The sequence below is a fragment of the Desemzia sp. C1 genome (assembly GCF_020882875.1).
GTDB classification, from domain to species: Bacteria; Bacillota; Bacilli; order Lactobacillales; family Carnobacteriaceae; genus Desemzia; species Desemzia incerta.
Genome location: NZ_JAJIZP010000003.1, coordinates 41,880 through 56,639, shown reverse-complemented (window position 1 = coordinate 56,639; position 14,760 = coordinate 41,880). Strand labels below are relative to the sequence as shown.

The window sequence follows — 14,760 nt, the reverse complement described above, 5'->3', positions numbered from 1 at the left end:
TTTTATTTCCTAAAAGGCGAGTAAATGATTGCTATAAACAAAGCTCAAGGCCTAGGAACTTGATAATGGACTAATGATTATCCTAGAATAATCTTAAATAATCAAGCGCCACATGACTCTATTGTTATAGTCCTTTAAAAGAAGAGAGGCTGTGGTTGTTTGGTTCACATAACATTGACAATAGGACTGCATGTCATCAGTCAATAATTAAGTGATGAAGTGCAAAAATAAGTTAACTACAAGCAGCTAAATGGACTTGAAGGTTTCGAAAAATTATTTTTATAATACTCTTAAAAATAATTTAAGATTAAATACGAGTATAGGAGGATAATTTTGAATAGTACAAAAATAAAAAAAATATTAAAAAGAAAAGTTAATTTTGTAAGACAACCGATTCAAAATGTTATTACTAAACCTGCGTATAATAGAAATGACAAATACGCAAAAATGTACCAAAATCTTGAAATAGAAGACAATACGATTCTATATGAAAGTAGAGACGGCAAAAGCATGACAGATAATCCGTATGCTATTTTCAAGTATTTAATTGGTTCTCCAGAGTATAAGGAATACAAGCATATTTGGTCCATACAAAATTTTGAAGAGATGAATCCAGTTATCAATCAATATAAAGAGTACGATAATGTTTGTTTTGTAAAACGGAATAGTACGGATTATTTAAAAGCTTTATCTACATCAAAATATTTGATTAACAACTCAACTTTCCAATCATATGTTATTCCGAAAGAAGAACAAATCTACATTAATACATGGCATGGAACACCTTTGAAAAAAATGGGATATGAAATTCCAGGTAATCCAGCTGGCTCCAGAAATGTAGTGCGTAACTTTTTAAGCGCTAATTATTTGATAAGTCCGAATGCGCATACTACTAATATGTATAAAAGTAGTTTTAAGTTAGATGGAATATATTCTGGTAAAATAATTGAAGATGGGTACCCTAGAATCGATTTAACATTAAATAGCAAACCTGAAGTGATAAAACAAAAATTAATAAGTTATGGTATGAACATTGATAAAAGCAAAAAAATTATATTGTATGCTCCAACTTGGAAAGGTACTACAATAAGTCAAGCCCAAAATGATATGCAGCAAATAATAGCAGATATGAATCAATTACAAAAAGGTATAGGTGAAGACTACAAATTACTATTAAAAGTTCATCCTTTTCTTTACACTCAAGCCAAACAGTATCAAGAAATTAATAACATTTTAGTACCTGATATTGTAGATACAAATGAATTATTGAGTATAGTTGATGTTCTAATTACTGATTATTCCAGTATATTTTTTGATTATATAGTAACTGGAAGACCTATACTATTTTATATGTGGGATGCTGAAAGCTATTCTAAAGATAGAGGGAGTTATTTTGATTTTAGCGAATTACCAGGACCTATTTTATATAATATTTTTGAATTGAAAGAAGAAATTAACAAGATTAATGAAAGTCAAAATAAACATCGAGATAAGTATGAAAGATTTAAAAAACAATTTTTAAATTACGATGATGGAAATGTAACTGAAAGATTAATAAATCAACTATTTAACAAAAACAAAAATAGAAATAAAATTAAAATTATTGATGATCTTGATAAAAAAAAGAAAAAGATTTTAATGTATCCTGGAGGGTTAATGAATAACGGTATAACTTCTTCCTGCATTAACTTATTAGATAATATTGACTATGATAAGTATGAAGTGGTTTGCTTTATGGGAATACCTAAAAAAGCTGAAGTTATTAATAATATTAATAAAGTAGATAAAAGAGTGCATTTTTTATTTAGAGATGGAATTCCAGTTTTTACATTAAATGAAATTTACAATGATAAGATGATACACAATAGAGGCGCAAGTAGTCCTAGGTTGGAGAAAATATATCCAGCTACTGCTTATCAAAGAGAGTTTAGGAGACTATTTGGAAATACAAAATTTGATATTGCTATTGATTTTAGTGGCTATAGTCTATATTGGACCAAATATTTATTAGCTTCCAATGCTTCTAAAAAAATTTGCTATCTTCATAGTGACATGTTAGCTGATAGTGAAAGAACAGTTAATGGAAAAAGACCACATCGTGTTAATTTACGAGGTATTTTTTCAGTATATAAACGTTATGACAAGTTAGTTAGTGTATCTGAAGGGACAATGGAAGTTAATAAAGTGAAATTAAGCCAGTATGCCCCCGAAGAGAAATTTGATTTTGTAATGAACTCTCTAAACGTAAATAAAATTTTAGGCAATGAATCTATAGATACTAATAATTCATCGAGGGTTGAATTAGAAAAAAACTATGTGAACAATAGTTACATGCGACACGCTGTTATAAGTGCACCAGTAGACTTAAAAGTATGGAATAAGCCTATAAAAGATGACTTTTTAAAAGTAGTGGCAAATGCAGATGAATTTCTTAATAAAGAAGTCCAAATTTCCTGGGAATACGAAACAGAGGAAGGGTCCTTTTATAAATTTAGCATTGATCATACTATTGTTGGTTGGTTAGACAAAAGAGCTTTTACCTTACTTCCTGATAAAATTTTAGCAAAAGAAAAGGTAGAAAAGTTATCTATAATTACAAATCCTAAAGGAAAACCAATATGGAATAAGCCTTATAATGTATATAATACATCTCGGGTATCTTTTAGTAGTCAGTATAAAGGTATGAGTGTTTCAGTCGATAGTGAAGCTCGGACGTTAAGAGGCATATATAGTCATATATCTATAAATAATACTCCTCTCGGATGGATTCATAGTGGAGCACTGAGAACAATCGCAGATCGTAATGAAATCGGTTCGACCGAGTTTCAAAAGAAAAAAAATAAGTTAATCAAAAAAGATCTTAAAAAATATAAAACTATTATAGATTTGTTTGAAAAGCGACCTTTGCGTTATTCTTATGTAAGTAAAACAGGTAAAATTATTAACTTAAAAGATTACTCTATATTAAGTGGTCTGCCATCTAATCCTAAATCTGAAAAAATAGAAAACGAAATAAATTTTCTAAATAAAGAAGTAGAAATAACACAGAGAGTAATCACTAAAGAAAATATATACTTTTTCCTTTATTTAGATGGAGAAAAACTTGGTTGGATTAATCGTAATGCTGTTGAAGTAGATTCTATAGATAAAGTGATTTCTGAAAAAGAGATTAATTCAAAGGCAAAAGTGAAATTAAACAATAAGCATAAGATATGGTCTTCTCCTGTGGAAACAAATCTTTTAAATCCAATAAAAGGATATGAGGTCCTTGAAAATAAAATTGTAGAACTTGATCGCGAAATGAAAACTAGCAAAGGGAGATTTTATCATATTTCTGAAAAAAATAAAGTTACTGGATGGATTAGTCATAAAGCTTTGACTAACATTACTTCAACTTTAACAACTGAAGAAGCAGATATCTTTTCTTATATTTCCTCAGATAATATAAACTTTGTTACCATGGGCAGACTCTCACCAGAAAAAGGTCAGGATAACTTAATAAAGGCATTTGCCTTATTCAATCAAACACATCCTAATAGTCGATTGTTTTTAATTGGAGAAGGTGGATTGCGTAAAGATTTAGAAGATCTAATTGATCAACTCAACTTAAAAGAAGTCGTTTTTTTGTTGGGTCAACAAGATAGACCATTTGAATTTTTACGTAAATGTGATTGTTTCATATTATCATCTCATTATGAAGGACAGTCTATGGTATTGCTAGAAGCGATGACTTTAGACATGGATATTATTGCAACAAATATTGTTGCTAATCAAGTTGTTTTGGAAAATGGGAAATATGGTCAACTTGTAAATGATAGTGTGGAAGGATTATTAGAAGGCATGAATAATTATAATAGTAACAACAAAAATAGTATGATGAGAGAAAGATTTAATTATAAAGTCTATAATGACATGGCTATGAATACATTCTACAAAGCAATTGAAGAATAAATAGTAATTTTAAAAAAAGATTAGGGGCTTTATAAAGTCCTTAATCTATTTTGTTGAAAGTTAAACACAAGCTATATTAATCAAACTATACTTTCAAATTAAGGAATACTTATTTGTATAAGTAAGAGGTACGAAAATTAAAAAGTCAAAAACAGATTGGATATGATAAAGTTGACTAAAGATTTAATTTCAATTGTTATACCTTGCTATAACGAGGAGGAAGTACTAGAGCTGTTTTATAGGGAAGTTGAAGCTGTAAAAGACAATTTAGAAAGTGCTTGTGAATGCTAAACTAGAATCAACAATTATTGCTTGATTAGTTTCGGCACTTTTTATTCAGAAAAACACCCAGTTCGATTATACTAGAATGGTATAACTTGAATTGGAGGATGAAAGGTGAACAAAACAAAAATGAACTTATACTATGAGATACACCGATTGAATCGATTAGGATTCAATAAAAGCCAGATTGAAAGAAAGGTTGGGGTTCATAGAGATACTGTCAGGAAATACTTAACTATGGATTTTGAAGACATGGTCCAGTGGACCCACTCTCTTCAAAATAGGAAAAAAAAGTTGGACCACTATGAAACGACTATTGTGGATTGGTTAAAAGAACACCCCGACTTATCTGCAGCACAAGTGGAAGACTGGTTATTAGAAGAGTATCCCAAACTGAATATTGGATCCAGTACCGTACGGTCCTTCGTAACCGACTTGAGAGACCGGTACTCTTTACCGAAACAGAAACAAGTCCGTCAATATGAGGCTATTCCTGAAGTAGAGATGGGAGAGCAAATCCAAGTGGATTGGGGCGAGATATGGCAAGAAACAGTGACTAATGAAAAAGTAAAGTTATACTTTATCTGTTTTGTGTTGGGTCATAGCCGCTACAAATATGTAGAGTGGTTAGATCGTCCATTTAAAACAACCGATGCGATCCGTTGTCATGAACAAGCTTTTCGTTTTTTTGGCGGTATAACAAAAGAAATTATGTATGATCAAGACAACATCATTGCCGTCCATGAAAATGCTGGCGATCTGTTATTAACGCATGAATTTAAGTCATACCAACAAACCCGTGGGTTTGAAGTTTACTTATGCCGAGCAGCGGATCCTGAAACAAAAGGAAAAATTGAGCGTGTAGTCGGTTATGTAAAAACGAACTTCGCAAAAAATAGACGGTACAACGGACTGGATGATTGGAACGAGAAATGTCGGGCATGGTTAGACCGAACAGGAAATCACAAAGTGCATGGAACGACAAAAAAGAGACCCGATTCAGTGTTCCTTCTGGAAAAAGCACACTTGAAACCAGTCTCTCCTCTTAAAAGCAAAGAAATTTCTTTTGATGCCAGTATAACAGCAAAAATCGGGAAAGACAATACGATTCGCTTCAAAGGAAATCGTTATTCAGTTCCTCTAGGAACCTATCAAACCGTTGGTTCTAATGAAGTTATCTTGAGTGTTCATGACCAAGAATTAGTGATTTTAAATGACCTTAGTGGAGAAGAAATTACTAGACACTCGATTTCGTTGGAGAAAGGGAAATTGATTAAGAAAAGGAACCATGGAAGAGATCGTTCAAAGACCATCAAAAAGTATCGAGAAGCTATGATTCATTTATTTGAGGATGAGCAAAGAGCCGCTTTTTTTATTGACAAAGTCATTGCCAGTCATAAGAGATACGCTCGAGACCAGTTTCTTGTCTTGGAAAAAGCCATTCAAGACTTTCCTGAAGTACGAGAAACCACTTTAGAAAAATGTATTGTAGAAAAATTATGGAGTGCGAATGACTTCCGAGATGTCGCGGCATACATAGCTAGTCAAAAACCGCCTACTATTCGCCAAACGACACTAGAAGAGCCTCTGACTTCTCTGAATCCCTCTACTCCACCTATCACAGTTTCGACTCGCTCCATTAACGAGTACACAAAACTTTTAGGAGGTGAAACAAGATGAGCACAGGTCTCGAACCTCTTCAGCTAGCCTTTAAGCAACTTCGTTTAGCTGAAGTATCGCTAGAGCTTCCCACTCTTATGCGAGAAGCAGAACAACAGTCTTGGACGTACCATGAATTTTTAGATCATCTACTTACTTTTGAATTGACTAAACGCGAAGAGAAAAACAAAGTAAAGCGATTAAAATGGGCTAAATTCCCTTATCATAAAACACTTGAGGCTTATGAATTAAGTGAACAAACAAGCCTCACAGAGCGCCAAATGAAACAGCTAAAAGAAATGAATTGGCTTGAACAGCAATATAACCTTATCCTGCTTGGTCCCCCTGGTGTAGGAAAAACGCATTTGGCAATAGGAATGGGATTAGAAGCTATTGAAAAAGGATATCAAGTGATGTTTCTCCCAATGGGAGAACTGATGACAATACTGAAAACAAGCGAGTATACTCGAAAATCTCAATTGGCATTAGGTCGAATTAAGAAAGCTGATTTAATTATTATTGACGATTTGATGTATATGGCTATGGATCAACGAGAAGCGAACCAATTTTTTCACTTAATCAATCACTTATATGAACGAAGTTCAATTATTCTCACTTCCAACAAAAGTCCAGATCAGTGGGGAGAACTACTGGGAGATGAGGGGATTGCGACGGCTATACTAGACCGTCTCCTTCATCGCGTAGAGGTTGTTCAAATGAATGATGAGAGTTATCGAATGAAGAACCGTCAAAGCATGTTTACGTAACAAAAAAGTGCCGAAACTTATCAAGCAGAATGTGTGGAAAATTAATTAGCATAAATTGCCGATTTCTACTTGACGTCAACAGTGCTGATATTGAATATTTGTTTATTAATGATGGTTCAAAAGATAATACTTTAAATTTATTACGCAAGTTAGCAAGTATGAACGAACAAGTAAGATATACATCTTTTTCAAGAAATTTTGGGAAAGAAGCAGCTATTTTTGCAGGATTAGAAAAAGCCGCAGGAAATTATGTAGTTGTAATGGATGCCGATTTACAAGATCCACCAGATTTATTACCTAAAATGTATGACATTATTAAAACAGAAACTTATGATTGTGTAGGAACTAGAAGAGTAACTCGAAAAGGAGAACCAATTATTCGCTCATTCTTCGCAAAGCAGTTTTATAAAATTATAAATCGAATTTCTGATGTTGAAATCGTGGATGGAGCGAGAGATTATCGCTTGATGAGTAGACAAATGGTTGATGCAGTGTTAGAAATGAAAGAGTATAATCGATTTTCAAAAGGAATTTTTAGTTGGGTTGGATTCGATACAAAATATTTAGAATATGAAAATAAAAACAGAGCAGCGGGTGAAACTACATGGTCTTTTTGGGGACTAATGAAATATTCATTGGATGGAATTGTTGCTTTTTCTGATGCTCCCCTATCTCTTTCATCTCTAATTGGGTTATTTTCTTTTGTGGCATCAATTGTCATAGCGGTTGTTGTTGCTGTAAGAACTTTGATTTTTGATGATCCGACATCTGGTTGGACCTCATTGGTAGTTATAATATTAGGTTTAGGCGGATTACAACTATTTTGTTTAGGTATACTGGGCAAATATATAGGTAAAATGTTCCTTGAGTCTAAAAATAGACCAATCTACGTTATTAAGGAAACTGAACAAGATACAGTAAAGAAAATATAAGATAAGATTTTACTTAAAGGAGAGTCCTCAGTTGATTCGAGTAATAGAAAAAACGAAAAAAATTGTTCCTTATATTGTTATAGTCATATTAACGTTCATTATTTCTTTGACATTGGTGTCTAATCCTTTTTCTGAAGTATTAGCTAGACACGATTCAAGCATGTTTACGTATTTTGGTTACGCAATGAATAACGGAAAGATTATGTATACTGAAATATTTGATCATAAAGGTCCGATTATCTTTATATTAAATTATATAGGAGTTTTATTGTCAACTGCTAATTTTACTGGTGTATATATGATTGAGTTTCTGAGTTTGTTTTTATTTTTTGTATTCACTTATTGGTTAAGTAAACTTTGGTTGCAGAACTACGAGTCTCTAATACCTCTAATAGTTGAAGCAATAGTCCTTGTTTTTTTTCTAGAAGGTGGAAATTTAACAGAAGAGTATGCTTTGCCTTTTATTGCATATAGTCTATACGTGTTTATAAAATTTTACAAGTTTAATAAAAAGATTGTCTGGTACGAAATTCTTTTTTTAGGAATATCTTTTTCAATAGTATTTTTATTAAGAGCAAACATTGTTTCTTTGTGGGTAGTGTTCTGTTTAATAATATTAATTGATTTTGTACAAAATAAAGAATATAAGGATTTGTTAAAAGTAACGTTGCTATTTTTAAGTGGCGTATTAGCAGTAATAATACCTATTAGTCTATATTTATATAGTAAAGGAGCTTTAGAGGCCGGTGTTTTTCAATCATTAGTCTTTAATTTTATGTATCTAGATAGTTCTGCAGAAAAGAATGAAGCCATCCGTGTTTTGTATACAACAATATCTAGTCACCATATAATAGCGCTGTTTTCTGTACTTCTTGCTCTCACTGTATATAATTGGAAAAATTATACTAAAAATGAAAAGATATTTTCTATAGGAGCTATTCTATTTACGATGCTCTCTTTTTATACTAGTGTGATGTCTGGTAGAGACTATAAACATTATTTGATGGCGATGATACCAACGATGTCTTTACCAATTATTTTTATTCTGAAAGAATTGAAAAAGAATATGTCGCAATTAAAAATAATTTTTTTGTTTATAATTATTTTGCCTGTAATGTACGTTTATCAGTTAAATGATATTTATGAAATGATATACACTACCAATATAGCTACAGTTAATCATAAAGATGGTATAAATGAAAAAGAACAAAATATTTTAAACAATAAAAATAAAAATGAAGCATCTTTAGAGTTGGCAAAAGTAATAAAAGAAAATACAAAGAATGATGATAAAATTTATATTCATCGTAAAGGTGGTCAACTATACTTATTAAGCGACCGGTTATCATCAACTAAATATTTTAATCTTCCAGCTATAGATTTAAATAAAAATCAGTTAATAGGCCAAGATTTTATTGCAGAGATTACTAATGCGGATACTAAGTTAATAGTTTTAGATTCGAACTTTAATAATAAAGATAAAAAAGATGTAGAATTGAAGTTTTATAAGTATGTTATAAATAACTATAAATTAATATTTAGCAATGAGGATTATTTTATTTACAAAAAAAAATAAGTTTTTAGTTTTCCTTTAGTTATTTTTTTTACAAAGTTAGTATTTTGAACACTTTCTATGATTGCTTAATGCAACCCCATAGAAAGTGTATTTTTTTACTTTTTGTTTTATCTAATATTGAAAGGTAACAGGATATATCTTTATGCTTTAAAACTATAAAATAATAATTTTAAATATTTACATTCTTCTAGAACATTCTTATATATTTGGAAACAAATTCATCATTACTTGAAAAGTTAAATGGAAAAAGTTTGATTTTATAAACACCAAAGCTACCTAAATTTATTAAAAGTTACTATTGTATTTTGCAAGACTTTTCTACACAACAGGAGGTGCGGATGTTTTTTTGGACTTTTTCAAGCAATTAAACCTAGTTTCTTTCTGTAATCAATCGGACTGAGACCGCCTAGAGACAATTTTATTCTTTTGTTATTGTACCAATGCAGGTAATCATCAAGTAGTTCAATGAATGCGTCAATTGAAATATTGTCCCATTTAAAGCCATAGAAGAACTCATTTTTAAGTCTACCGAAAAACCCTTCGCAAGCCGAGTTATCCGGTGAACATCCTTTTTTAGACATGGACTGTGTCAAACCGTTGGTTTTAATCCTTTCAATCCAACCTGGCCATCTGTAGTGAGCTCCGCGATCAGAGTGTATGATTGGCTTTGAATTATCAGCGAGTGTATCAAGTGCCTGATCAAACATACTATTAACGAGCTCCGCATTTGGTTGTGTACTGATAGTCCAACTAACTAAGGCCCCGTCAAAACAATCGATAATGGGCGATAGATAGACTTTTCCGGCGGGAATACGAAATTCTGTAATGTCTGTCAACCACTTTTTGTCAGGTGCTTCAGCTTTGAAATTTCGTTGAATAAGGTTAGGTGTCGCGGGAGTAATTTCACCTGCATATGAACTATATTTCTTTTTAGTTACTGAATGAACAATGAGTTTTTCTTCCTTCATAAGCCGTCTAACAACTTTCTCGGAAACAACAATATTTTGCTTTTTTAGAACGTCATGCATACGACGATAGCCATACGTACGACGACTTTCAATAAAAATATCTTTAAGCATTACCCTTAGATCAGCATATTTATCCGGAAGCTTAGCCTGACTTCTGTGGTAATAATAACTACTCTTAACTAAATCCAAATTCTCTAGTAAAAGTGCCAATGGATAAAAGGTTTTTAATGCATCAATCACTCTTGTTTTTTCCTTGTTGGAGAAATGTTTTGGATTGATGCCCCATTCTTTTTTACAAGTTCGGCAGACTTTTCCAAGATATCTTTTTCCATTCGTAGTCGATAAACTTCTTGTTTTAAAACATCAACTTCATTTTTCAACCCTTCTAGTTGAGGGCTATCAGGCATATTCGTCATATTAGGTGGAAGCTCCTCTCCGATGAGCTCCTCTTTCCAATCATAGAGCGTTTTACGGGTGACCTGCAGGCGCTCAGCAATTTTGTGGACAGAGGTTTCTCGGCTCACAAGATGGATAACGGCCTCTTTTTTCTGCTCTTGAGAATAGTTTAACTTACTTCGCCTGATTTTACGAGCTTCAGGTGCAAGTTCTTTACACCAATCGCTAAGAATGTTTCTATCTGGATAACCCAACATGCGAACAGTTCTAGAATAATTGCGACCGTATTCGATATAGTGATTAACAGCAAACTGCTTTTCTTCTTGCGTAAATTCACGTTTTCTTTTTGAAGTCTTAGAAAGATCACCATTCTCTTCATATTCCTTAAACCATTTGTATAAAGCTTTTGAAGAAGGATAGCCTAATTCATGAATGACTGACGCCAAAGAGTGTTCGTATTTGATGTAAAGTTTTACAGCTTTCATTCTTTCTTCGTAAGAGTACATGGACATTCTCCTGACTTATAGTTGTCCAAGATTATGTCCGCACCTCCTCTTATGTATTTTTATCTTGCCATAAACAACTATAGCGTTGTATTTTATTTATTGCGTTTTTAAGACGGTTTTTATATAAATGACAAATTCTGTCTATAGAATTGCTTATATATTTAAGCTATACTAAAATAGTCCAAGAAAACTTAGGAGGAATAATTAATTGAAAGTGTCAAGAAAAATTGTTAAAAAGGTTGTAGCTGTAATAATGGTTTCAAGTTTATTGAATCCATTGGTTGGTTCACTTACTGTTGTTGCTTCTGAATACGAAGCTTTAAATATTGATAACAACATCGAAGAACATCAAAATAAGGAATTAAAGGATTCTGTTGAACCAGCTATTGAAGATGAACAAGAAGAATCAGTACATATCGATGAGGAAAATGACAGAGAAGACGCTCCTGCACAAATACAAACTGAGAATAAAGCAGGAGATTCTTCAGAAACAGAATTTGAAAATAATGAAGAGGTCTTTTCTGCTGAAGATGTAAGAGAAAAAGCAATTCAAATGATGGAAACTGAAAAAAATAATGCGACAACGTTTATTATAAGAGCTAGATCATTGTCAAAAACAGAAGCATTTATAAACGCAGTATCTTCATACGCTATTACTATAGCGAATGAATACAATTTATATCCATCTGTGATGATTGCTCAAGCCGCTTTAGAAAGTGCTTGGGGAACCAGCATACTCGCGTATACACCTAACCATAATTTGTTTGGTATAAAAGGACAATATAATGGACAATATTTTTCTAAATATACTAAAGAGTATGATCAAAAAAAGGTTGGATTACGATTAAAGCGGATTTTAAAAAGTATCCTAGTTATAAAGAAGCTTTTGTTGATAACGCTAAGAAATTACGCTATGGGACCGATTGGAACAAAACTTATTATAATGGTACTTGGAAAGAAAATACAAAATCTTATAAAGATTCAACAAATTGGTTGACTGGACGTTACGCGACAGACCCCACTTATGGACAGAAATTAAACCTAATAATTGACACATATGACTTAACTCAATTCGATGATAAGGAAGTTAATGGTAAAGATGATTTAGAAAAAATTAAAAATCTTTCATACGATGAAATTATTTCGACAACAAATATTAAAGACTATAACGCATATATTAATGGAGTTACTGATGGAATTTACACTGCACCTAAGGGAACAAAAAATTCTAGTGTAGTTGCATCATCTGCTGAATACTTTAATAAGGATGTTGTTGCTACTCAAGAAAGCAGAACAAAGAATGGTTCAACTTGGATAATGCTCTATTTAAATGGTGAGCAATTAGGTTGGATAGAAGAAAACGGGTTAAGCATTTATGATGAGATTAGTTCCTCGAAAGTAACTAATTATAAAGCTTTGATTAGTCGTTCTGGAGATACATTAAATACATCGCCATGGGGAACTAAAGGATACCAAACAGTAGATAGATCAGATAATTATATTGGGAAAGAAGTATCAGTATTAAAAGAGGCCGTTACAAGAAGAGCGACCTGGGCTTTAATAAGGTTACCAAATGGCAAACAATTGTGGATTGACAAAGCGGCTTTAGACGTAGAAAAAATTGAATCATCTAAAGCAATAAATTATAAAGCTTTAATTAGTCGATCTGGAGATACATTAAACACAGCACCATGGGGTACAGAAGGTTATCAAACAGTTGGTAAGTCTGATAAGTATGTTGGAAAAGAAGTAACAATTGTTAAAGAGGCCGTTACAAGAAGAGCAACTTGGGCTTTAGTGGATTTACCAGACGGTAAACAGTTATGGATTGATAAAAAAGGATTAAATATAGAAAAGATAGTATCCACAAAAGATGTCAAGTACAAGGGTATATTAAATAGAGCGGGTGATACCATAAATACAGTACCATGGGGTACAGAAGGTTATCAAACGGTCGCTAAATCCGATGATTACTTGGGACAAGAGGTTAATGTATTAAAAGAGGCAACAACAAGAAGAGCTGAATGGCTATTAATTTCTTTAAACGGAAGAAATTTGGGATGGATTGATGCAAAAGCTTTGAAAGTTTATGATTCTATTGACTTTACAAAAAATGTTAGTTATAAAGCTTTGATTAGTCGATCTGGAGATACATTAAATACAGAGCCATGGGGAACAAAAAATTTTAAAACTATTGGTAGATCGGAACAGTATTTGAATCAAGAAGTAACAGTATTAAGAGAAGCTGTTACTTATCGGGCAACCTGGGCTTTAGTGAAGTTGCCAAATGATAAACAAGTTTGGATAGACAAAGCAGCTTTAAATGTAGAAAAAATTGAATCCTCTAAATCTGTAAGCTATAAAGCTTTGTTTTCTCGGTCTGGAGATACATTAAACACAGCACCATGGGGAACTGAAGGATATGAAACAGTAGGTAGATCAGACGATTACCTAGGGAAAGAAATAACAGTGATAAAAGAAGCTGTTACAAGAAGAGCAACTTGGGCTTTAGTGAAATTGCCGAATGGTAGCCAAGTATGGGTTGATAAAAAAGGTTTAGATATTGAAAAAATAGAGTCCTCTAAGTCTACAAACTATAAAGCTGTATTTTCTCGGTCTGGAGATACATTAAACACAGCACCATGGGGAACTGAAGGATATAAAACAGTAGGTAGATCAGACGATTACATAGGGAAAGAAATAACAGTAATAAAAGAAGCTATTACAAGAAGAGCAACTTGGGTATTAGTGAAATTGCCGAATGGTAGCCAAGTATGGGTTGATAAAAAAGGTTTAGATATTGAAAAAATCATTTCAACTACTGCAGTTAACTATAAAGCTAGAATAGTAAGAGCTACTGATAGTATAAACACAGCGCCGTGGGGAACCGAAGGATACAAAACTACTGATTACTCTAACAAGTATTTTGGTGCTGAAGTAACAGTAAAAAAAGAAGCTAAAACTCGACGTGCAACATGGGCATTGATTGCTTTCAATGGTAAAGAACTAGGTTGGATCGATGAAGCTGCATTGAAAAAATTAGACCCAAATAAAAAGGTCGTTGTAATTGATGCAGGACATGGTGGATCAGATCCTGGAGCTCAAAGAGTTGGCGTTAGAGAAAAAGATCTTAATTTATCCGTTGCGAAAAAAGTTCAAAGCAAACTAAAAGCAGCTGGGTACGAAGTTATTATGACAAGAACTAATGATACTTTTATTGCCGTATCTGAAAGAGCAAGAATCGCAAACATATCGAATGCTGATATCTTTGTAAGTATTCATACTAATTCATTTAATGGAATTACTAGTGGTATTGAAACTTTCTCTTATGACTTAAAAGGAAATGCAAAAAATCCTTTAGTTGCGAATGATCGAAATAGAATGTTGAAGAGCAATACTTTATCAAGCAGCATTCAAAATTCACTGATTAGTAATACAGCAGCAAAAAGTAGAGGTGCTAAAAAGGCTAATTTCCATGTACTTCGGGAAACTGGTATGCCGGCAGTATTGACAGAGATTGGTTTTATTGACAACACTACTGAACGAAATAAATTAGTAACAAACAGTTACCAAGAAAAATTAGCAAATGGTATTACGAATGGGATCAAAGAGTATTTCAGATTAGTCAAATAAAGTAATCTTAAGAAGAAACAATAAGGTTTAATCTTATTGTTTCTTCTTTTTTTGTTAAGCCCAAACTATTTGTATGGTAAAATAGGGTTT

At 32.4% G+C, this 14,760-nt stretch carries 8 protein-coding genes and 1 pseudogene; 8 read left to right on the top strand and 1 reads right to left on the bottom strand.

Annotated features, from left to right (window positions below):
* Positions 1-333: 333 nt before the first annotated feature.
* The 5 genes from LMF32_RS00630 to LMF32_RS00610 all read left to right on the top strand — a co-directional run bounded on the left by LMF32_RS00630 (position 334) and on the right by LMF32_RS00610 (position 9,167).
* Positions 334-3,951 (top strand): CDP-glycerol glycerophosphotransferase family protein, encoded by a 3,618-nt coding sequence (locus tag LMF32_RS00630; RefSeq protein ID WP_230523477.1) that lies wholly within the window; start codon positions 334-336, stop codon positions 3,949-3,951.
* A 411-nt stretch (positions 3,952-4,362) separates the two neighbouring features.
* Positions 4,363-5,913 carry an IS21 family transposase gene (istA, locus tag LMF32_RS00625; protein ID WP_242597301.1) on the top strand — a complete coding sequence of 517 codons (1,551 nt, stop codon included), beginning with the start codon at positions 4,363-4,365 and terminating at the stop codon, positions 5,911-5,913.
* Positions 5,910-6,659 (top strand): IS21-like element helper ATPase IstB, encoded by a 750-nt coding sequence (gene istB / locus LMF32_RS00620; RefSeq protein WP_230523475.1) that lies wholly within the window; start codon positions 5,910-5,912, stop codon positions 6,657-6,659. Before istA ends, istB begins: the two co-directional genes overlap by 4 nt.
* Positions 6,660-6,688: 29 nt before the next feature.
* Positions 6,689-7,591 (top strand): glycosyltransferase family 2 protein, encoded by a 903-nt coding sequence (locus LMF32_RS00615; RefSeq protein WP_230523474.1) that lies wholly within the window; start codon positions 6,689-6,691, stop codon positions 7,589-7,591.
* Between the two features lie 31 nt (positions 7,592-7,622).
* On the top strand, positions 7,623-9,167 hold the full coding sequence (locus LMF32_RS00610; protein WP_230523473.1) for a hypothetical protein: 1,545 nt from the start codon (positions 7,623-7,625) through the stop codon (positions 9,165-9,167).
* A 356-nt stretch (positions 9,168-9,523) separates the two neighbouring features.
* Here the strand turns inward: LMF32_RS00610 and LMF32_RS00605 are convergent.
* Positions 9,524-11,037 (bottom strand): IS3 family transposase gene (locus LMF32_RS00605; RefSeq protein ID WP_230523472.1). Its coding sequence is split into 2 segments (ribosomal slippage): positions 9,524-10,419 and positions 10,419-11,037, totalling 1,515 coding nucleotides; the frame shifts between segments, so codons are not numbered across the junction.
* 253 nt (positions 11,038-11,290) lie between these two features.
* Here LMF32_RS00605 and LMF32_RS00600 point away from each other — a divergent pair.
* From LMF32_RS00600 to LMF32_RS00595, 3 genes and pseudogenes are all read left to right on the top strand, one after another.
* A complete protein-coding gene (locus LMF32_RS00600) occupies positions 11,291-12,034 on the top strand; it encodes a glucosaminidase domain-containing protein (RefSeq protein ID WP_347401920.1) in 744 nt (247 codons plus the stop codon).
* Positions 11,938-12,633, top strand: a pseudogene (locus tag LMF32_RS13655) (GW dipeptide domain-containing protein); the annotation flags it as partial. The gene LMF32_RS00600 and the pseudogene LMF32_RS13655, both read left to right, overlap by 97 nt.
* Positions 12,622-14,670 (top strand): GW dipeptide domain-containing protein, encoded by a 2,049-nt coding sequence (locus tag LMF32_RS00595; RefSeq protein WP_347401919.1) that lies wholly within the window; start codon positions 12,622-12,624, stop codon positions 14,668-14,670. The pseudogene LMF32_RS13655 and the gene LMF32_RS00595, both read left to right, overlap by 12 nt.
* The last annotated feature ends 90 nt before the right edge of the window (positions 14,671-14,760 follow it).